This is a genomic window from Microbacterium sp., assembly GCF_044340635.1.
Lineage (GTDB): Bacteria > Actinomycetota > Actinomycetes > Actinomycetales > Microbacteriaceae > Microbacterium.
Window position 1 is genome coordinate 16,330 of record NZ_JBIITF010000013.1, and the last position, 18,317, is coordinate 34,646.

Annotated in this window: 19 protein-coding genes; 8 read left to right on the forward strand and 11 right to left on the reverse strand. The window is 68.2% G+C overall.

Annotated features, from left to right (window positions below):
* The first annotated feature begins 34 nt into the window (after window positions 1–34).
* The 6 genes from ACIQ0W_RS11775 (at window position 35) to ACIQ0W_RS11800 (ending at window position 5,964) form a co-directional block, all read left to right on the forward strand.
* Window positions 35–1,546, forward strand: a complete 1,512-nt coding sequence (locus ACIQ0W_RS11775; RefSeq protein WP_396642934.1) for an ABC transporter substrate-binding protein — start codon at window positions 35–37, stop codon at window positions 1,544–1,546.
* Window positions 1,543–2,493 (forward strand): ABC transporter permease, encoded by a 951-nt coding sequence (locus tag ACIQ0W_RS11780; RefSeq protein WP_396642935.1) that lies wholly within the window; start codon window positions 1,543–1,545, stop codon window positions 2,491–2,493. The genes ACIQ0W_RS11775 and ACIQ0W_RS11780 overlap by 4 nt, the downstream gene beginning before the upstream one ends.
* Entirely contained in the window at window positions 2,490–3,416 is a 927-nt protein-coding gene (locus tag ACIQ0W_RS11785; protein ID WP_396642936.1) for an ABC transporter permease, read from the forward strand. The genes ACIQ0W_RS11780 and ACIQ0W_RS11785 overlap by 4 nt, the downstream gene beginning before the upstream one ends.
* The gene (locus ACIQ0W_RS11790) at window positions 3,413–4,234 is read left to right on the forward strand and encodes an ABC transporter ATP-binding protein (RefSeq protein ID WP_396642937.1); all 822 of its coding nucleotides are present in this window, start codon (window positions 3,413–3,415) and stop codon (window positions 4,232–4,234) included. Before ACIQ0W_RS11785 ends, ACIQ0W_RS11790 begins: the two co-directional genes overlap by 4 nt.
* Entirely contained in the window at window positions 4,231–5,031 is an 801-nt protein-coding gene (locus ACIQ0W_RS11795; protein ID WP_396642938.1) for an ABC transporter ATP-binding protein, read from the forward strand. The genes ACIQ0W_RS11790 and ACIQ0W_RS11795 overlap by 4 nt, the downstream gene beginning before the upstream one ends.
* A 66-nt stretch (window positions 5,032–5,097) precedes the next feature.
* On the forward strand, window positions 5,098–5,964 hold the full coding sequence (locus tag ACIQ0W_RS11800) for a potassium channel family protein (protein ID WP_396642939.1): 867 nt from the start codon (window positions 5,098–5,100) through the stop codon (window positions 5,962–5,964).
* 51 nt (window positions 5,965–6,015) lie between these two features.
* Here ACIQ0W_RS11800 and ACIQ0W_RS11805 read toward each other — a convergent pair whose 3' ends face one another.
* From ACIQ0W_RS11805 to ACIQ0W_RS11820, 4 genes are all read right to left on the reverse strand, one after another.
* Window positions 6,016–6,633: a GNAT family N-acetyltransferase gene (locus ACIQ0W_RS11805; protein WP_396642940.1), complete on the reverse strand. Its 618-nt coding sequence runs from the start codon at window positions 6,631–6,633 to the stop codon at window positions 6,016–6,018.
* Window positions 6,634–6,642: 9 nt separating this feature from the next.
* The gene (locus ACIQ0W_RS11810; RefSeq protein WP_396642941.1) at window positions 6,643–7,335 is read right to left on the reverse strand and encodes a uracil-DNA glycosylase; all 693 of its coding nucleotides are present in this window, start codon (window positions 7,333–7,335) and stop codon (window positions 6,643–6,645) included.
* Between the two features lie 4 nt (window positions 7,336–7,339).
* On the reverse strand, window positions 7,340–7,834 hold the full coding sequence (locus ACIQ0W_RS11815; RefSeq protein WP_396642942.1) for a phosphoribosyltransferase: 495 nt from the start codon (window positions 7,832–7,834) through the stop codon (window positions 7,340–7,342).
* Between the two features lie 69 nt (window positions 7,835–7,903).
* Window positions 7,904–8,689, reverse strand: a complete 786-nt coding sequence (locus ACIQ0W_RS11820; protein ID WP_396642943.1) for an SDR family oxidoreductase — start codon at window positions 8,687–8,689, stop codon at window positions 7,904–7,906.
* A 168-nt stretch (window positions 8,690–8,857) separates the two neighbouring features.
* Here ACIQ0W_RS11820 and ACIQ0W_RS11825 point away from each other — a divergent pair, with 168 nt between their 5' ends.
* Window positions 8,858–10,180 (forward strand): bifunctional o-acetylhomoserine/o-acetylserine sulfhydrylase, encoded by a 1,323-nt coding sequence (locus ACIQ0W_RS11825; protein WP_396642944.1) that lies wholly within the window; start codon window positions 8,858–8,860, stop codon window positions 10,178–10,180.
* Between the two features lie 299 nt (window positions 10,181–10,479).
* Window positions 10,480–11,685 (forward strand): homoserine O-acetyltransferase, encoded by a 1,206-nt coding sequence (locus tag ACIQ0W_RS11830; RefSeq protein ID WP_396642945.1) that lies wholly within the window; start codon window positions 10,480–10,482, stop codon window positions 11,683–11,685.
* A gap of 17 nt (window positions 11,686–11,702) precedes the next feature.
* Here the strand turns inward: ACIQ0W_RS11830 and ACIQ0W_RS11835 are convergent, their stop codons facing one another.
* The 7 genes from ACIQ0W_RS11835 to ACIQ0W_RS11865 form a co-directional block, all read right to left on the reverse strand.
* On the reverse strand, window positions 11,703–12,401 hold the full coding sequence (locus ACIQ0W_RS11835; protein ID WP_396642946.1) for a potassium channel family protein: 699 nt from the start codon (window positions 12,399–12,401) through the stop codon (window positions 11,703–11,705).
* Window positions 12,394–13,731, reverse strand: coding sequence for a TrkH family potassium uptake protein (locus ACIQ0W_RS11840; RefSeq protein ID WP_396643004.1), 1,338 nt, complete (start codon window positions 13,729–13,731; stop codon window positions 12,394–12,396). The genes ACIQ0W_RS11835 and ACIQ0W_RS11840 overlap by 8 nt, the downstream gene beginning before the upstream one ends.
* 71 nt (window positions 13,732–13,802) lie before the next feature.
* Window positions 13,803–15,065: an MFS transporter gene (locus tag ACIQ0W_RS11845; RefSeq protein ID WP_396643005.1), complete on the reverse strand. Its 1,263-nt coding sequence runs from the start codon at window positions 15,063–15,065 to the stop codon at window positions 13,803–13,805.
* A 67-nt stretch (window positions 15,066–15,132) separates the two neighbouring features.
* Window positions 15,133–15,582 carry a DUF6855 family protein gene (locus tag ACIQ0W_RS11850; RefSeq protein ID WP_396642947.1) on the reverse strand — a complete coding sequence of 150 codons (450 nt, stop codon included), beginning with the start codon at window positions 15,580–15,582 and terminating at the stop codon, window positions 15,133–15,135.
* Between the two features lie 130 nt (window positions 15,583–15,712).
* Window positions 15,713–16,060: an MTH1187 family thiamine-binding protein gene (locus ACIQ0W_RS11855; protein WP_396642948.1), complete on the reverse strand. Its 348-nt coding sequence runs from the start codon at window positions 16,058–16,060 to the stop codon at window positions 15,713–15,715.
* Between the two features lie 14 nt (window positions 16,061–16,074).
* On the reverse strand, window positions 16,075–17,343 hold the full coding sequence (locus ACIQ0W_RS11860; protein WP_396642949.1) for a hypothetical protein: 1,269 nt from the start codon (window positions 17,341–17,343) through the stop codon (window positions 16,075–16,077).
* Window positions 17,344–17,400: 57 nt separating this feature from the next.
* Window positions 17,401–18,300, reverse strand: a complete 900-nt coding sequence (locus tag ACIQ0W_RS11865; RefSeq protein WP_396642950.1) for an NAD(P)H-hydrate dehydratase — start codon at window positions 18,298–18,300, stop codon at window positions 17,401–17,403.
* Window positions 18,301–18,317: the final 17 nt, after the last annotated feature.

Here is an 18,317-nt window from a genome sequence, read left to right on the forward strand (position 1 = left end):
CCGACGCCGCGGTACCTGCGAAAGGACCTCCCACATGTTCCGCCGTCCCGCACTGCTCGCCGCCGCAACGCTCGCGGCCGCAGCTCTCGTCCTCTCCGCCTGCTCCGGCGGCGCCGAGCCCGACCCATCGACACCCGCGGCCGAGGCCGACCCGAGCGCTACCGTCACGGTGCGCCTGGTGCTCGAGCCGAGCAACCTCAACATCCGCGAGACGTCCGGCGCCGCGCTCGATCAGGTTCTCGTCGACAACGTCTACCAGGGCCTGATCGCCCGCACGCCCGAGCAAGAGATCGTCCCCTCGCTCGCCAGCGACTACACGGTGTCCGAGGACGGCCTGACCTACAGCTTCACGGTGCGAGAAGGCGTCACCTTCCACAACGGCGAACCCCTCACGCCGCAGGATGTCGTGAGCTCGCTGACCACGGCCCGCGACAACCCCGCGTTCGTGGACTCGGGACGCCTGGCCGGCATCACGTCGATCACGGCCGACGGCCAGAACGTGGTCCTCACGCTCGCCGCGCCCGACTCGACCCTGCTCTGGACGCTCACGGGGCGCGCCGGTCTGGTGTTCAAGGAGGGCGATGCCACCGACCTCAACACCGCCGAGAACGGCACGGGTCCGTTCACCCTCGCAAACTGGCGACAGGGCGACAGCATCACCCTCGCCCGCTACGACGGTTACTGGGGCGAGCCGGCCGCAGCTGCCGAAGTCGTCTTCGACTACATTCCGGACGGCAACGCAGCACTCAACGCGGCCCTTGCCGGCGAGGTGGACGTCGTCACCGGGTTCGACCCCAACTTCGAGGAGCAGATCGAGGCGAACGGCGACTTCGACGTCGTCACGGGCCCCTCGACGGACAAGGGCACCCTCGCGTTCAACTCCCGTGCGGAGCCGCTCGACGACATCCGCGTGCGCGAGGCGATCCGCCGCGCGATCGACCACGACGCGATCATCGAAGCGTTGGGTGGTGGGGAGACCCTGTACGGTCCGATCCCTGAGCTCGACCCGGGCTACGAAGACCTCTCGGATGTCGCCCCGTTCGACCCCGAAGCGGCACGAGAACTGCTTGCCGAGGCGGGCGAGGAAGACCTCGAGCTGACGCTGACGATCCCGTCGTTCTACTCCACGACGATCGCGCAGGTTCTCGTGTCGCAGCTCGCCGACGTCGGCATCACCCTCACGGTCGATTCGGTCGACTTCGCGACGTGGTTGCAGGATGTCTATGTCAACCAGGACTACGACCTGAGCTTCGTGCTGCACACAGAGGCTCGCGACTTCGAGAACTGGGCGAACCCGGAGTACTACTTCACCTACGACAACCCCGAGGTGCAGCGGCTGTACGCCGCATCCGTCGCCTCGCTCGACGAAGAGACTGCTGCCGACCTGCTGCGTCAGGCAGCGCGCCTGGTGTCGGAAGACATGGCCGCCGACTGGCTGTACAACGGGGCATCCGTCGTCGCTGTCGGCATGAACGTGTCGGGCATGCCGTCGACCAACGTCAACGAGCGTCTCAATGTCGCGGGGCTGGGTAAGAGCTCCGATTGATCCGATACGCGCTGACACGGCTGCTCCTGCTCATTGCGGGGTTGCTGGTCGCCAGCGTGCTCATCTTCGCAACCCTTCGGGTGCTGCCGGGTGACGTCGCGCAGTTGATCGCGGGCGCGCAAGGCACGCCCGAGCAGGTTGCGGCCATCCGCGAACGCCTGAATCTCGACCAACCCGTCGTCACGCAGTACCTCGAGTGGATCGGCGGACTGCTGCGCGGCGACCTCGGCACCTCGCTGATCACCGGGGCGCCCGTGGCCACGGAGCTCGCGCAAAAGGCCGATGTCACGGTGCCTCTCGGGCTGATGTCGCTCCTCATCGCCCTGCTGTTCAGCCTGCCGCTCGGTGTGCTCTCGGCCGTCCGCAGAAACCGAGCGGGCGGGACGGCGATCAACGTCGGCTCGCAGGCGCTGGCCGCGGTGCCGGTCGTCTGGGCGGGCATGATGCTGGTCGTGGTGTTCGCGGTATGGCTCGGATGGCTGCCCGCCCAGGGCTTCCCGCGCGAAGGGTGGGGCAACCCCGGCGCCGCCATTCGGTCGCTGCTGCTCCCCGCGCTGACGATCGGCATCGTCGAGGGTGCGTTGCTGCTGCGGTTCGTCCGGAGCGCCACGATGCAGGCCGCAGGTCAGGACTTCGTGCGGACCGCGGCAGCCAAAGGCCTCACGCGCACCCAGGCCCTTCTGCGCCACGGCCTGCCGAGCGTCGGCCTGTCCGTCATCACCGTGCTCGCACTACAGGTTGCCGGCATCATCGTGGGCTCGGTCATCATCGAAGAGCTCTTCGCTCTGCCCGGGATCGGACGGATGCTGGTGGCGGATGTCGGGGCACGCGATCTGCCCAAGGTGCAGGGCGAGTTGCTCGTCCTGACCGGGTTCGTGCTCGTACTCGGGTTCGTCGTCGATCTCGTCCACCGCGCGCTCGACCCGCGGCAGCGGGAGGCGCAATGAGCGGCGAAGTCGTGAACCAGCCGGCACCCGCACGGCGGCGTCGTGGCAGCGCCCTGGGTCGCCTGTGGCGGCAGTCGACGGGCCGGTTCGGCCTGATCGTCGTCGGGCTCGTCGTGCTCGCAGCGGCGGTCTCGCTCGTCTGGACCCCGTTCGACCCGCAACGAGTCGCGATCACCGACCGCTGGGCGCCTCCCGGTTGGCCGCACCTGCTCGGTACCGACAACACGGGTCGCGACATGCTGAGCATGATCATGGCAGGCGCCCGAACGACGGTGTTCGTCGCCGTCGGGGCGGGCATCGTGGCCACCGTCTTCGGCGTGCTGCTCGCGGCGCTCGGCGCGCTCACGGCCCGCTGGGTTCGAGAGACTGTCGCGGTGCTGGTCGACATCCTCATCGCCTTCCCCGTCCTCCTGATCGCGATGATGATCTCCGCCGTCTGGGGCGGCTCGCTCTGGGTCGTGGTGTGGGCCGTGGGCATCGGGTTCGGCGTCAACATCGCCCGCGTCATGCGACCGGAGTTGCGACGGGTGCTGCGCAGCGACTTCGTCATGGCGGGCAAGGCCTCGGGGTTGACGCCCCTGCAGAACCTCGGCCGTCACCTGCTCCCGAACGTCGCGCCTGTCTTCATCGTGCAGCTGTCGTGGTCGATGGCGGTCGCCGTGCTCGCCGAGGCGGGACTGTCGTACCTCGGCTTCGGCGCCTCGGTCACCGAACCCTCATGGGGCCGGCTGCTGGCAGATCTGCAGGGATTCCTGACGGTGTATCCCCTCTCGGTGCTCTGGCCAGGGCTCGTGATCACGATCACGGTGCTCGCTCTCAACCTGCTGGGCGACGCCATCCGCGAGGCCACGGACCCGACCCTGCGCGAAGCTGGCCCGTCAGCACGCCGCGCCCGCACGCACACTCCCGAGGTCATCTCGTGAGCCTCGTGGTGCGTGACCTCGTGATCGAGATCGATGGTAATCGTGTCGTCGACGGGATCTCGTTCGACGTTCCCGATGGCACCCGACTCGGGCTGATCGGCGAATCCGGGTCGGGCAAATCGCTGACCGCGCTCGCAATCCTGGGGCTGCTCCCTGAGGGGGCCGAGGCATCCGGCAGTATCGTCTGGGACGACCGCGAGCTGATCGGGATGTCGGATCGCGAACTCGCCGCCCTCCGCGGCGACGACATCGGCATCGTCTTCCAGGAGCCGCGCGCGGCGCTCAACCCGATCCGCACGGTCGGGCGCCAGATCGCGGAGTCGATCCGCATCCACGAACGGGCGTCGAAGCGCGAGGCATGGCAGCGCGCCCTGACCGAGGCGGAACGTGTGCGGCTGCCCGATCCCCCGCAGCTGTTGCCGCGTTACCCCCACCAGCTCTCCGGGGGTCAGTTGCAACGCGTGGCGATCGCGATGGCGCTCGCGTGCCGCCCGCGGCTGCTGATCGCGGACGAGCCTACGACCGCGCTCGATGTGACGATCCAGGCCGAGATCCTGCGGCTGCTGCACACGCTCGTCAACGAGGACGGGATGTCGCTGGTGTTCATCACGCACGACCTGGCGGTGCTCTCGCAGATCGCCACGTACGGAATCGTGCTCGAGCATGGGCGCGTCGTCGAATCGGCGCCCGTCCGCGAGCTCCTCACGGCACCGCGCTCACCCGTCACTCAGGGGCTGCTGCGCGATGCCACCGCGACGCTCTGGCGCTCGGCGGATCAACTCGAGGCGGAATCCCACGACGCGGAGGATGCGACATGAACCGCGACATGCTGCTCACCGGGCGCGGCCTGACCCGGCGCCACGCCCTCCCTCGCCGCACCCTGTTCGACCCGCGGCGCATGACGACCGCACTCGAGGACGCCGACATCGATGTGCGCGCGGGTGAGTCCGTCGGCATCATCGGCGAGTCGGGGTCGGGTAAGTCCACCCTCGTGCGCCTGCTGCTCGCGCTCGACACCCCCACCTCCGGCTCCGTGTCGTTCGAGGGTCAGGACGTGGATGCCACGGCGTCCGCCCGCGAACTGCACTGGTTGCGGCGGGGCACCGGCATCGTGTTCCAGGATCCGTACTCCTCGCTCGATCCGCGCATGAGCGTCGGCCGGATCGTCGGCGAGCCGCTGTGGGCCCTCGGCATCGAGGGCGACCGCCGCGCGCGGGTACGCGAGGTGCTCGATCTCGTCGGTCTCGACCCCGCGATGGCCGAGCGCTTCCCGCACGAATTCTCGGGGGGTCAGCGCCAGCGCATCGCACTCGCCCGTGCGATCGTGCACCGGCCGCGCCTGCTCGTGGGCGACGAGCCGCTCTCCGCGCTCGACGTCACGGTGCGCGCGCAGATCTTGGCGCTGCTGAAGAAGCTGCGCGACGAGCAGGGCATGGCCCTGCTGCTGGTCTCCCACGACATCGGTGTCGTCCAGAACGTCTGCGACACGGTCATTGTCATGAAGGATGGGCGCGTCGTGGAAGAGGGCCCGACCGAACGTGTGCTGCTCGAGCCGCAGGTCGCCTACACCCGGCGCCTGCTGGACTCGATCCCCACCATTGCGCCCGGCACCTGAGGTTCCTCCACCGATCGAGAACGTGCAGATCGAGCTGCGTCGCTGAGCTCGGAGTAGCGTGAGCACGTGATCTGGAGCGTCGGCAGTACCGTGCTGGGCGCGGCCATCATCGTGTACGGGCTGGTGGACATCTTCCTCACGCTGTTGCACCCGCACGCGCGCGGACGGATGACCCGAGGCATCGTCTCCGGGGTCTGGCACCTGACATCCGGGCTGGGCCCGCGGGCTCGTGCGGCATCCGGTCCGCTCGCAACCCTCGCCGTCGTTCTCGCGTGGGCGATCGCGCAGACCCTCGGCTGGGCCTTCGTCTACCTTCCGCACATCCCGCAAGGCTTCCTGTACAACGAGGGAATCGATCCGGACCGCTACGTCGACTTCTTCGAGGCCGTGTACATCTCGCTCGTAGCCCTCTCGACCGTCGGGTTCGGAGAGGTCATTCCGACCGAGCCGATCATCCGGATCCTCACCCCCGTGCAGGCGGTGATGGGATTCGCTCTCCTGACTGCTTCGGCGACCTGGCTGCTGCAGCTGTTCCCGACGCTCGGACGCCGGCGTTCAATCGCGCTGTCCCTGACGATTCTCGGCAGAGCGGGATACCCGGAGCGCCTGCGCGAGATGGATCCGGCGTCCGCCGCAACGGTCGTGCTCGGCGTCGCTCAGCAGATCGCAGAGGTGCGCGTCGACCTCAGCCAGAGTCCCGAGTCGTACTATTTCCGCGAAGGAGAGGCACCGACGTCGCTGGGGCGCGCGCTTCCGGTCGCCGTCACCCTCGCCCGTGAGGCGCGCGCGTCGTCGAGCATCGATCTGGTCACGGCGGGCACGATGCTGGACGATGCGCTCGAAGATCTCGGCGCGTGTCTGCGCGACAACTTCGGCGCGCACGGAGAGTCCCGCGCGGACTTCATCGACTCGTTCGCGCGCGACCACGCGTGATGTCACGTCGGCTGCCGCGAGACGAAAACGCCCTCCACGAGCGAGCGCACGTCAGCGGCGGAACAGGCCACGCTTGTTCTTCTTCTTCGGCGACAGCGACTTCTGCAGGTAGACCGTGCCGAGCCAGCGGCCGAACTTGAAACCCACCCGCCCCATCCGCCCGACCTCGGTGAAACCCAGCTTCTCGTGCAGGGCGATCGAGGCATCCGCTCCCTTGTCGCTGATGACAGCGACGATCTCGCGAATGCCCTTCTCTTCGCACGCCTCGATCAGCGCTTCGAGCAGGGCGCGACCGAGGCCCTTACCCGCGGCCGCATGACCGAGGTAGATCGAGTTCTCGACCGTGTAGCGGAAGGCGGACTTGCCTGCCCAGGGCTGCACGAGTGCGTAGCCGAGGATCTGTCCGCTCGGTGACTCCGCGACCAGGAACGGCAGCTCCAGCTTGGCCAGATGATCGAACTTGTCCCGCCACTGACGAAGGGTCCAGCGCTTCTCATCGAACGTCACGACCGAGTTGGTGACGTAGTAGTTGTAGATCTCGCGGATGTCCGGGATATCCGCTGCGCTCACCGGACGGATCTCGTACGAAAACGGCCGCTCGGGCTCGGGCACCCTGCGCAGGTGACGAGGAGGACGCCGCTTCTGCTTGTCGTATTCCTCCTCCAGCATGCCGCCAGCCTACGCGGGCAGACGCCAGTCGACCGCGGTCGCTCCGGCCTTTTCGAGCATCTGATTGGCGAGCGAGAATGGCTTCGATCCGAAGAATCCGCGCGAAGCGGACAACGGCGACGGATGCGGCGACTCGATGATCGGCGTGGCACCGAGCAGCGGGCGCAGGTTGGCGGCATCCCTCCCCCACAAGATCGCGACGAGCGGCCGATCGCGCGCGGCAAGCGTGCGGATCGCAAGTTCCGTGACCTTCTCCCACCCCCACCCCCGATGAGACCCGGATGCCCCGGGCGCAACGGTCAGTACGCGGTTCAGCAGCATGATGCCCTGGTCGGCCCAGGCCGACAGGTCACCGTGCGGCGCCGGTGGGATGCCGAGATCGCTGTCGAGTTCTTTGTAGATGTTCGCGAGGCTCCGCGGGAGAGGGCGGACATCCCGCTCCACCGCGAAGGAGAGACCGATCGGATGCCCCGGTGTCGGATACGGGTCTTGCCCGACGATCAGCACCTTGACGTCGTCGAGGGGGCGCTGGAACGCCCGCAACACACGGTCGCCCGCGGGCAGATAGCCCCGCCCGGCCGCGACCTCCGCACGCAGCCTCTCGCCGAGCGCGGCGATGTCCGCAGCGACGGGTTCGAGCGCGTCGGCCCAGCCCGCGTCGATCAGGCCGTCGTCGGCGAGTTGCGCGAGCGAGCGAGCCATGGGATCAGGAGGCATCCTCTTCGATGACCGAGCCCTTCCACGACCAGGGGAAGTCGATCCACAACGCCGTCTCGCGCCAGGAGTAGTCCGGCATCGCGATCGAACCGGGCTTGATGTAGATCGTCGCCGAACGTACGTCCGCTCCGCGCTCACTCAGCAGGCGCACGGCGAGCGCGAGAGTCCGACCGCTGTCGGCCACATCGTCGACGAGCAACACGCGACGCCCGCCGAGGTACTCCATGTCGAGCTCGGGGCGCAGGAGTTCGGGGGCATCCAGGACCGTGCCGATGCCGGTGTAGAACTCCACGTTCAGGGCACCGCAGTTCTTCGCACCGAGGGCGTACGCCATCGCACCGCCGGGCAACAGACCCCCTCGCGCGATGGCGACGACGACTTCGGGCACGAAACCATCGGCCACGATCGTCCGGGCAAGATCCCGGCACGCCTCGCCGAAACCGTCCCAGGTCAGATGCTCGCGCTCTCCCGTGTATTCACCCATGCGGGGCGACTCCTTCCCGGCTCATGCCGCCGTCGTGCTTCTCGGTTCCGGCTCGCGCCGCCGCAGGAATCACTCGTAATCCGTGCGAACCCGCAGGGGCCCGCGGGCCAGAAGGTATTGGGCGGACTGCGCCACGGGGCGCATCGTCACCAGATCCAGGTTGACGTGAGCCGGAGCATTCATCGCGTAGACGATGACATCGGCGACATCGGAGGCGACGAGGGGTGCTTCGACACCGTCGTACACGCGGTCCGCCGCCGTCGAGTCGCCACCCAACCGGTTGAGGGTGAACTCGGGCGTGTGCACCATGCCCGGTGCCACCTCGACCACGCGGATCGGCTCGCCGTTGAGTTCGAGGCGCAGGGCGTGCACGAGCATCGCCTCAGCCGCCTTCGCGGCGTTGTAGCCGGCGCCGCCCGGGTAGGCGACCTGCGCGGCCGTCGACGTCACGAAAACGGCATCGGCATGGCCGTCTACCGCCGCCGCCGCGCGCACGAGGGGAAGAACCGCGGCAACAAGCCGCTGCGTGGCGAGGACATTGACCTCGTACATCCATGTCCAATCGGACGGATCGCCATCCTCGACGCGCTGCGTACCTCGAGCGCCACCGGCGATCTGCACCAACGCGTGCACCGGCCCTGTGCCCGCGAGCCAGCCGGCGAACGCATCGACGTCGGCCTGGTTCGTCAGGTCGGCGGCGAACACCTCGGCGCCGGTCTCGTGCGCGAGCTCTGCCAGACGTTCGGCGCGACGAGCCACACCGACCACATCCCAACCGGCTTCACGGAGGGCCACCGCGGTCGCCCAACCGATTCCCGAACTCGCACCGGTCACAACCGCACGCCTCTTCGTCACGGACCCACGCTAGTCCGCCCCGGCGGAGTGAACGAACTCGGCGGCCTCGGCCGGGGGACGCAGAGTATTACGTAACATTTCCCGACCGTTGTCGAGGCATCCGTCGATCCGTAGCCTCGCTACTGACGCGACACCCGCCGCGCCCCGCGAACCACAGGAGTATCCACCATGTCCGCACCGGAGAACTGGCGCTTCGAAACCAAGCAGGTCCACTCGGGCGCGCAGCCCGACCCGACCACCAAGGCACGCGCGACGCCGATCTACCAGACGACCTCGTACGTCTTCGACAACACCGAGCACGCCGCGAACCTCTTCTCGCTGGCCGAGTTCGGCAACATCTACACCCGCATCATGAACCCGACGCAGGATGTCGTCGAGCAGCGCCTCGCCGCGCTCGAGGGCGGCACCGGAGCCCTCCTCGTCGCGAGCGGGCAGGCCGCCGAGACCTACGCGGTGCTCAACATCGCGCAGGCCGGTGACCACATCGTCTCGTCCTCGTCGATCTACGGCGGAACGTACAACCTGTTCAAGTACACCCTCGCCAAGCTCGGCATCGAGACGACGTTCGTCGAGAACCAGGACGACGCCGACGAGTGGCGCGCGGCCGTCCGCCCCAACACGAAGCTGTTCTTCGGCGAGACGATCGGCAACCCGAAGATCAACATCCTCGACATCGCGAAGGTCGCGGGCGTCGCCCACGAAAGCGGCGTGCCGTTGATCGTCGACAACACGATCGCGACCCCGTACCTCATCCGCCCGCTCGAGCACGGCGCCGACATCGTCGTCCACTCGGCGACCAAGTTCCTCGGCGGTCACGGCACGGTCATCGGAGGCGTCATCGTCGACGGCGGCAAGTTCGCCTGGTCGAAGAACGTCGAGAAGTTCCCCGGCCTGACCGAGCCCGACCCGTCGTACCACGGCGCCAGCTACACCACCGCGGTCGGCGACGCGCTCGCCTACGTCATCAAGGCCCGTGTCACGCTTCTGCGCGACCTCGGCGCCTCGATCGCGCCGCAGAGCGCCTGGCTGCTCATCCAAGGCATCGAGACCCTGTCGCTGCGCATCGAACGCCACGTGCAGAACGCACAGGAAATCGCCGAGTGGCTCGAAGACCACGAGGACGTCGCGTCGGTCAACTACTCGGGCCTGCCGTCCTCGCCCTGGTACGCCGCAGCGAACACCTATGCCCCGAAGGGCGTCGGCGCGGTGCTGTCGTTCGAGCTCAAGGGCGGTGTCGAGGCGGGTCGCGAGTTCGTGAACTCGCTCGAGCTGTTCAGCCACCTCGCCAACATCGGCGACGTGCGCTCGCTCGTCATCCACCCGGCGTCGACAACGCACTCGCAGCTGACGCCCGAGCAGCAGCTCACCTCGGGTGTCACGCCCGGGCTCGTGCGCCTGTCGGTCGGCATCGAGAACATCGACGACCTCAAGGCCGACCTCGAGCAGGCGCTCGCGGCGGCCCGTAAGGTCTCGGAGGCCGCGCGCGCCTGACGCGTCGCCCTGAGTGGGGCAGGTTCGGTGCAGTGGGGCAGGTTTCGCCGTGCCCCACAGCACCGAACCTGCCCCACTTCTCCTGCGCTGTTGCCGCTCCCCCGCGCGAGGGTGGTCTCGCCCGCAACGTTTCGGCCCGGCCACCGGCGGGGCCACGCGCCGAACGGACGCAACACGCCGCTTCGTCGCGACTCGTGCGGCGCGTTGCGTCCGTTCGAGTGCGCGTGAGACACAGCGCGGCTGACTGGATCGACGTAACGTGTCGGCCCGGCCACTGCCGGGCACGCCAGAATGGACGGATGGACTGGCAGAGCTCTGAGGACACCTACCCGGCGATGCCGGTGACGGAGGCCGACGCGCGCATGCTGCTGGGCCGCCCCCCGGCTACCGGAGCCTGGCGCGACGGGGACGCTGTCGGCGACCGACGTTTCGCCGCGTTCGGACCGTTCCGAACGGAGGGCGGCGCGGAACTCCCGAGCTTCCGCCTCGCGTTCGAGACGTGGGGCGCGCTGAACGCCGCGCGCGACAACGCCGTCCTGATCCTGCACGCCCTGACGGGCGACAGCCACGTCCGAGGTCCCGCGGGTCCGGGGCATCCCACCGACGGGTGGTGGTCCGACATCGTCGGCCCCGGAGCCGCAATCGACACCGACCGCTGGTTCGTCGTCGCACCCAACATGCTGGGCGGATGCCAGGGGTCGACCGGCCCCGCGAGCATCGCGCCCGACGGCTACGAGTGGGCCTCGCGCTTCCCGTATGTCACGATCCGCGACCAGGTCGCAGCCCAGGCGCAACTCGCCGACGAGCTCGGCATCGAAGTGTGGGCGGGCGTCGTCGGAGGCTCGATGGGTGGAATGCACGCCCTCGAGTGGGCCGCAGGATTTCCGAGCCGTGTCGCCCGCGCGGCGATCATTGCGGCTCCGCCGATCAACACCGCCGATCAGATCGCGCTCAACTCGGTGCAGCTCGACGCGATCGCCATCGACCCGCGATTCCAGCGCGGCGAGTATTACGACGCGGGCGACGGGGACGGCCCGCATCGCGGACTTGCCCTTGCCCGACGCATGGCGCTGCTGAACTACCGCAGCCCCACCGAGCTCAACCAGCGCTTCCAGCGGTCGTGGCAGTCGGGAGTGAGCCCCCTCGGTCACGGCGGACGCTTCGCGGTCGAGTCCTATCTCGACTTCCATGGCAACCGCTTCACCCGCCGCTTCGACGCGAACAGCTACGTCCGTCTTGTCGAGGCGATGAACTCCCACGACGTCGGACGCGATCGCGGCGGCGTCGAACAGGCCCTGGCACAGGTCACCGCACGAACGCTCGTGCTCGGAATCGACAGCGATCGTCTGTTCCCCGTTGAAGGACAGGAGCGGATCGCCCGAGCCATCCCGAACACGCTCGACGGCAACTCCCCCAGCGTCATCACGAGCGACTACGGGCACGACGGGTTCCTCATCGAGACACACGTCGTCGGTGCTCACCTGCGGCGCCTGCTCGAGGAGTAACCCCGCCCGCTGCGCGACTACCTCAGCTGAGCGAAACCCTCCGCGGAACGCGTCTTGCCGACCACGAGGATCGTGTCGCCCTCGCGCAGCACGGTCTGATTGTCCGCGTTATCCCACACGTCGTCGTGCTGGAAGGCAGCGATTGTCACGCCGTGGGATTTTCGGATGCCGGTCGAGCCGAGCGGAACATCCTGGATCGATGCCGGTACGGGAGCCTTGACCATCGCATAGCCCGGCGCGATCTCGATGAAGTCGAGGGCCGCTCCGCGAACGAGGTGCGCCACCCGTCGGCCCATGTCCTTCTCCGGATAGATCACCTTGTGCACCCCGAGCTGCTCCAGGATCAACCCGTGTTCGTCGTTGACGGCCTTGGCCCAGATCACCGGGATGTCCATGTTGAGCAGCACGGAACAGGTCAGGATGGATGCCGAGATGTTCCCGCCGATCGACACGACGACGCGGTCGAACTCGTCGATCGCGAGCTGGTGCAGCACCTCGCGCTTGGTGGAGTCGGCGCGCACGACCTGCGTGAGCTCGCCGTTGAGGGACTGGACGATGTCTTCGTCGAGATCGATGCCGAGCACCTCGGTGCCGGAGGCCATGAGCTCGAGCGCGAGCGAACGTCCGAATCTGCCGAGGCCGATCACGGCGACCGAGTCCGCCTCGGCGATGCGCCGCGATCTTTCGCTGGCGCCGAACTGCGGGAACTTAGCCAATGGCCGGCCTTTCTTTCGGAAGTTCGTACAGGATCCGTCGCTCGCGGAGCGCAAGGGCCGAGCCGAGGGTGAGCGGGCCGATGCGTCCGAGGAACATCAGGATGACCAGGACGATCTGCGCGCTCTCGGGTAGGGACGCGGTGATGCCCGTCGACATCCCGACCGTAGCGAACGCCGAAACCGTCTCGAACAGGGATTTGTCGAGGTTCTCGCCGCTCAAGAACATGATGAGTGCGGTGCCCGCGATCACCGCGGCGACGGCCAACAGGACGACCGTGATCGCCTGACGGTGCACCGCGCGGGAGAGGCGCTTGCCGAAGATGTTGACCGCACCCTCACCGCGCAGCTCGGTCACGAGGATGAAGAACAGTACGGCGAAGGTCGTCACCTTGATGCCGCCCGCGGTTCCCGCGGGGCCGCCACCGATGAACATCAGGACGTCCATGCCCAGCCAGGTTTCGTCGTGCATGGCACCCACGTCGACCGAGTTGAAGCCTGCTGTTCTGGTCTGCACCGACTGGAAGAATCCGGCGAGAATGCGCGACCAGGGATCGAGTCCCCCGAGGGTCGCGGGATTGCTCCATTCGATCGCGGTGATGTAGACCGTTCCCGCCACGAGCAGCACGGCCGTGGCGGCCACGACGAGGTTGGTGTTCATCGACCAATGCAGCGGGCGACGGAACTCGCGACGGAGCTGCATGATCACAGGAAAACCGAGGCCGCCCAGGATGATCGCGGCACAGATCGGCAGGCAGATGAACGGATCGCTCACGAAGCCCATCAGGCTGTCGCTGTAGAGCGCGAATCCTGCGTTGTTGAAGGCCGACACCGCGTGGAACAGGGCGAACCAGGCGGCTTCCCCGACCGTGTAGCCGTAGCCGAGCAGGAACCGCAGGAAGAGCAGGACGAACGCTCCGGCCTCGATGATCACCGAGATCAGGACGATGCGGCGGACGAGCCCGCGTACGTCGTCGAGCCCCAGCGTCTTCGCCTCGGCCGCGGTGTTCAGCCGCGACCGCACGGACATCTTGCGGGCCAGCACGACGCCGATCAGGGCCGCGAAGATCATGATGCCCAGGCCGCCGAGTTGGATCAGTACCAGGATGACGACCTGCCCGAAGCCCGTCCAGAAAACCGGGGTATCGACGACGATGAGCCCGGTGACACACACGGCGCTCGTTGCCGTGAAGAGCGCCTCGACGAAGCTCGCCCCACCCGGCCCGACCTTGGCGATCGGGAGCATCAGGAGCGCTGTTCCGACCGCGATCGCCGCGGCGAACCCGAGGGCGACAGCCTGCGCGGGCTGAAGGTGATGGCGCACCGCGCGCATCTGACGGCCCCGCGCCGCCTGCCGACCGCGTGCTGCGGCCGCTGCCGCGGCCGCGGCCGGCGTTCTCTTCCTCACCGCAGAACTGTATCTCCCGCCGCAACCTCGACACGCCTTCGGGCCCCACGCGCCGCGGATCGGGTCTCGAGCGCGAATGCGACAACGGCGATACCCACACCGAGTGCCGCGAGTGCCGCACCCACCCACGACGGCATGACGAAGCCCCACCCGAGCGCGATGACGACACCGCCGAGTGCCGCACCGAGACTGTTGCCGATGTTGAGGGCAGAGTGATTGAGGGCCGCGGCGATCGCCTGGTTGTCGCCCGCGACATCCATGAGTCGTGTCTGAATCGCCGGGCTCGTCACAGCTGACGCGACGCCGATGAGGAAGATGAAGACGATGAGCGGCACGATGTATGCCGCGGTCGCTGCCAGCAGCGCCTGGACCACCACGAGCACGGCGAGACCCCCGATGAGCGTTGCACGAAGGTTCTTGTCGGCCAGCACCCCGCCGAGGAGGTTGCCGACGGTCATCCCGATCCCCATCACCACGAGCACGATCGGTACGACCCACAGCGGGCTTCCCGAGATCTCGGTGACCAGGGGCGAGATGTAGCTGTAGACCGCGAAGAAGCCACCGAATCCGATCGCGCCGATGGCGAGCGTCAGCCACACCTGGCCGATTCGGAAAACAGCTAGTTCGGCCCGGAAGGTGCGTCCCGCATCCCCCGCGTGAGCGGGCACGAACACCCAGACCATCACGGTGCCGGCCGCGAAGATCGCGGCAACGACGAGGAAAGCGAGCCGCCACCCGCTCGCCTGCCCGAGGAACGTGCCGACCGGCACGCCCACGACGTTGGCGACCGTCAGGCCCATCAGGACGATGGCGACGCCCTTCGCGCGCTTGCCGGGTCCGAGCACGTCGGCGGCGATGAGAGCACCCATCCCGAAGAATGCGCCGTGCGGCAGACCTGCGGCGAAGCGAGATAGGGCGACGAGCTCGAACGTCGGCGCGATGACGGTGAGCACCGTGAACAGGGTGAGTGCGGCGGCCAGAGCCACGATCACGCGGTTGCGCGGAAAGCGGGCGACCAGTCCCGAGATCGTGGGTGCCCCGACGACGACGCCGAGCGCATAGAGCGAGATCAGCCAGCCCGCCTGCGCGATGGCGTCGTCCGGCGAGATCGCCCATACGCTCGGCAGCAGGTCGCGAGCGATCTCGGGCAGCAGGCCCATGATGACGAACTCGGTCATGCCGATGCCGAAGCTGCCGACCGCGAGCGAGATCAGGGCCCAGGTCGCTACACGTCGGGTGGGGACGCGGGAGAGGCCGATATCGGAAGACGCTGCGGATGTCACCGAGCGATCCTATCCCGCCTTTCGAAACGATTCGAAAGCCCCGTCACTCCGTGGAAGCCACCCCTTTCGCGAGCGCACGCACGCGGTTATTCCGCGCGTTGTGCTCCAATTCCACGAGACCGAGCGTCTCGAGCAATGGCGGGAGGTACATACCGAAGCGACCGCGGTACCCCTTCCGCTGCCCGTACCAACCACCGACGGGATTGTCCCTCGACCTTCCCCACGCTTCGACCGTGTCGGCCGCCGGCTCCTTACCCTCGCCGGTTGCGCCGAGTGTGACCCAGTCGCCCCGCCTTACGAGCTCGGCATGAAGGTCCTCGATCGCTCGTCCCAGATAGGTCAGCTTTGTCGTCCCGACCTGACACACCAGCAGCGGCGGTTCGGACGTATCGTCGCGGTACATCGTGTAGGCGGACGTCAGCGGTGCAGTCTTCAGCACCCAGGGGTCGGCCGCGGTACCCGACGCCGGCCCCGACCCGGACTGTTCAGCCATGACGGGACTCCCTTCGTCTGCGCGACGGAGCACGACGCGCACTCCGAGTATCCGCTGCGCGCGATCCCCATTCAAGACCGTCATCGCACCGACCGTCACGACGCCGGTCACGACGCCCGACCATTGCCCGCTACCCGTCGTTCTCAGACAGCGCACGCTCCAGCCGCTCGACCTTGCCGTCGATCTCGCCGGAGTAGCCGGGGCGGATGTCGGCCTTCAGCACGAGGGAAACGCGCGATCCGAACGGCATCACGGCCTCGGTCGCCCGGCGCACGACATCGAAGACTTCGTCCCACTCCCCCTCGATCTCGGTGAACATCGAGCTGGTGCGATGTGGCAGCCCGGACTCGCGAACGACGCGCACCGCGGCGGCGACCGCGTCGTGAACCGAGCCGTCCGCAGCGCCGCCGGAGTCCGACGGGCGCCGGGCGGTTCCACTGGGGGTGCCACTGGGGGCTACCGAGAAGGCGATGAGCATGATTCTCCCGAGGTTCAGCGAGCGGACACGAAACGGCGAAGTTCGCGCTTACGCGCGCTGACCATCGCAGCGGAGCGGGTCGGCACCCGAACGAGCGCCGTGACGGTGATGACGAGCAGGACGATCGTGAGGGTGTTGCGGGCGGTGAGAAGAGCGACCGGAACGGGCTGCGTGTTCAGAATCCCGCCGTAGACGATCGGGTAGACGACCTGCGTGAGGGCGGCGCTGACCAGCGACAACGCGGCAACCGTGCTCGCGCGCGTCCGATCCAACACGATCCAGAGGACGAGCGGTGCGATCAGCCACGTCTGGAACTGGGGCGAGCCGACCTTGTTGAAAACGATCAGCACGAGCACCAAGGCGAGCGAAAGGGGCGGCAGCAGGCGCACGTATGATGCGCCATGCCACGCCTTGTATGCGCCCAGCCCGGCGACGCCCGCCACCGCCGCCGCCAGTAGCGGCGTCATCACGGCGATCACGATGTCGACGTGAGGACCCGTCACCTGGAAGGTCAGGATGTCGTTGTCGTAGAAGGCGAACGATCCGGGAATCTCCGCTACGGCTTGCCAGAGGTAGAAGGTGCTCACGGGCGCCTCGAGCTGTAGGCCCCGTCCGGTCTGCTCTCCGATGAAGTCGAATGCGTGGGCCCATCCGCCGAGCACGATGACCCCACCGAGCACGAGGGCGGTGACGAGGGCGGCGGAGGCGATCACCGTCAGCCGGCGACGAAGGACGACGACGCTCGCGGCGATGAGCGCGGCCGGCCAGATCTTGATCCACGTCCCGACCGCGAGCAGGACAGTTGCCACGGCCGGCCGGCCCGCGAGCCACAGCAGCCCGGCAACGGCCAACGGCACGGTGACGGCATCGATCCGGTACATCCCGATCGGCCCGAGCAGCAGCGCATACGCCAGCCAGAACCAGGCGGCGGAGACGCGGGCGCGCGAGCGGGCGCGACCGATGAGCAGGGCGAAGGCGACCGCGTTCAGTGCCGTCACGAGAATCGACCACGCGATGATGTAGCCGCCGAGCCACGCCAGCGCACGCGCGAGGATCATGGGCACGAGCGCGAGTTGCGGGTACACGAACGGAGTCGTGATGCCGACGATCTCACGCCCATCGACGGCGGCGTCGGCCCACGGTTCGTACACCAGATAGACGTCGCCCATCGGGTAGTTCGGCAGGACCCAGCCGAGAACCGCGACGCTCAGATGAACGACGGCGAAGGCGACCCACAAGACAGTGCGGTGCTTCATCCACTCCCGCCACAGGCCACCCGACACCCGCTCATCCTAAGCGCGCGACCGCTGCGCCGAGTCTGAGGTCGCCAGCCCCGCGCTTCAGGTCGACAACAGCGCCCAGACGGCCGGGATCGCCTCGGCGACCTCCAGAGCGACGAGGGGATGTCCCGCCGCGGCTCCCCCGCGGCGATCGGGCTGGTCGGTTGCGCCATCGAGCGGCGCCATGCCCGAGGCAAGACGTCCCGCGGCGCCGTGCAGCCACGCCGCGGAGGCGGCAAGCGGCCCGAGCATCTCCGGGTCGGCGATCACCGCCGAGCTGCGCGCCGCGACGAGCGCACCCACGACACCGGCCAGCACGTCGCCCGTACCCGCGGTCGACAGCCAGGGCGCCCCGGATTCGACCAGCCCCAGCCATCCGCCCGGCGTCGCGACCCACGTCCGCGCACCCTTCAGCAACACGGTTGCGCCCGTCTCGACCGCGGTCTCGCGAGCGGCGGATGCGTCATCCGGCCATTCCCGTGAGAGCCCGAGCTCTTCCCGCAGGCGGGCGAGTTCTCCCCGATGCGGGGTCAGCACGCGCGGCGCCGTCGCACCCGCGAAGCCGAGTGCCCCCGCGTCGACGACGACGGGTTCCGCACCGTCCAGGATGTCGGCGAACCCCGCTTCCGCGTCACCGTGCGCGTCACCGTCCGCGTCACCGTCGGCGTCGCCAGCAGGCATTCCCGAGCCGATCACCCATGCCTGAACCCGTCCCGTCCCACGCACGGTCTCGGGTCTGCGCGCCAAGACCAGGGATGCCGCGGCGTCCGGCCCGACGTAGCGCACCATCCCGGCGCCCGCACGCCATGCAGCCTCGATGCCGAGCACCGCCGCACCCGGGTACCGGGCCGAGCCCGTTCGCATTCCGACGACGCCCCGGGAATACTTGTCGTCGTCGCCCGTTGGCCTCTGCAGGTGCGCGGCCGTCTCGGCTGCAGACCACGGCGACGGATGCGACATCCCCACACGTTACCGCC

Excerpts from the sequence above, each read along its gene's own strand:
- ACIQ0W_RS11775 (WP_396642934.1), top strand. The coding sequence starts at position 35 with ATGTTCCGCCGTCCCGCACTGCTCGCCGCCGCAACGCTCGCGGCCGCA.
- ACIQ0W_RS11785 (WP_396642936.1), top strand. The coding sequence starts at position 2,490 with ATGAGCGGCGAAGTCGTGAACCAGCCGGCACCCGCACGGCGGCGTCGT.
- ACIQ0W_RS11795 (WP_396642938.1), top strand. The coding sequence starts at position 4,231 with ATGAACCGCGACATGCTGCTCACCGGGCGCGGCCTGACCCGGCGCCAC.
- ACIQ0W_RS11805 (WP_396642940.1), bottom strand. The coding sequence starts at position 6,633 with ATGCTGGAGGAGGAATACGACAAGCAGAAGCGGCGTCCTCCTCGTCAC.
- ACIQ0W_RS11810 (WP_396642941.1), bottom strand. The coding sequence starts at position 7,335 with ATGGCTCGCTCGCTCGCGCAACTCGCCGACGACGGCCTGATCGACGCG.
- ACIQ0W_RS11815 (WP_396642942.1), bottom strand. The coding sequence starts at position 7,834 with ATGGGTGAATACACGGGAGAGCGCGAGCATCTGACCTGGGACGGTTTC.
- ACIQ0W_RS11825 (WP_396642944.1), top strand. The coding sequence starts at position 8,858 with ATGTCCGCACCGGAGAACTGGCGCTTCGAAACCAAGCAGGTCCACTCG.
- ACIQ0W_RS11830 (WP_396642945.1), top strand. The coding sequence starts at position 10,480 with ATGGACTGGCAGAGCTCTGAGGACACCTACCCGGCGATGCCGGTGACG.
- ACIQ0W_RS11840 (WP_396643004.1), bottom strand. The coding sequence starts at position 13,731 with ATGCGCGCGGTGCGCCATCACCTTCAGCCCGCGCAGGCTGTCGCCCTC.
- ACIQ0W_RS11850 (WP_396642947.1), bottom strand. The coding sequence starts at position 15,582 with ATGGCTGAACAGTCCGGGTCGGGGCCGGCGTCGGGTACCGCGGCCGAC.
- ACIQ0W_RS11855 (WP_396642948.1), bottom strand. The coding sequence starts at position 16,060 with ATGCTCATCGCCTTCTCGGTAGCCCCCAGTGGCACCCCCAGTGGAACC.
- ACIQ0W_RS11865 (WP_396642950.1), bottom strand. The coding sequence starts at position 18,300 with ATGTCGCATCCGTCGCCGTGGTCTGCAGCCGAGACGGCCGCGCACCTG.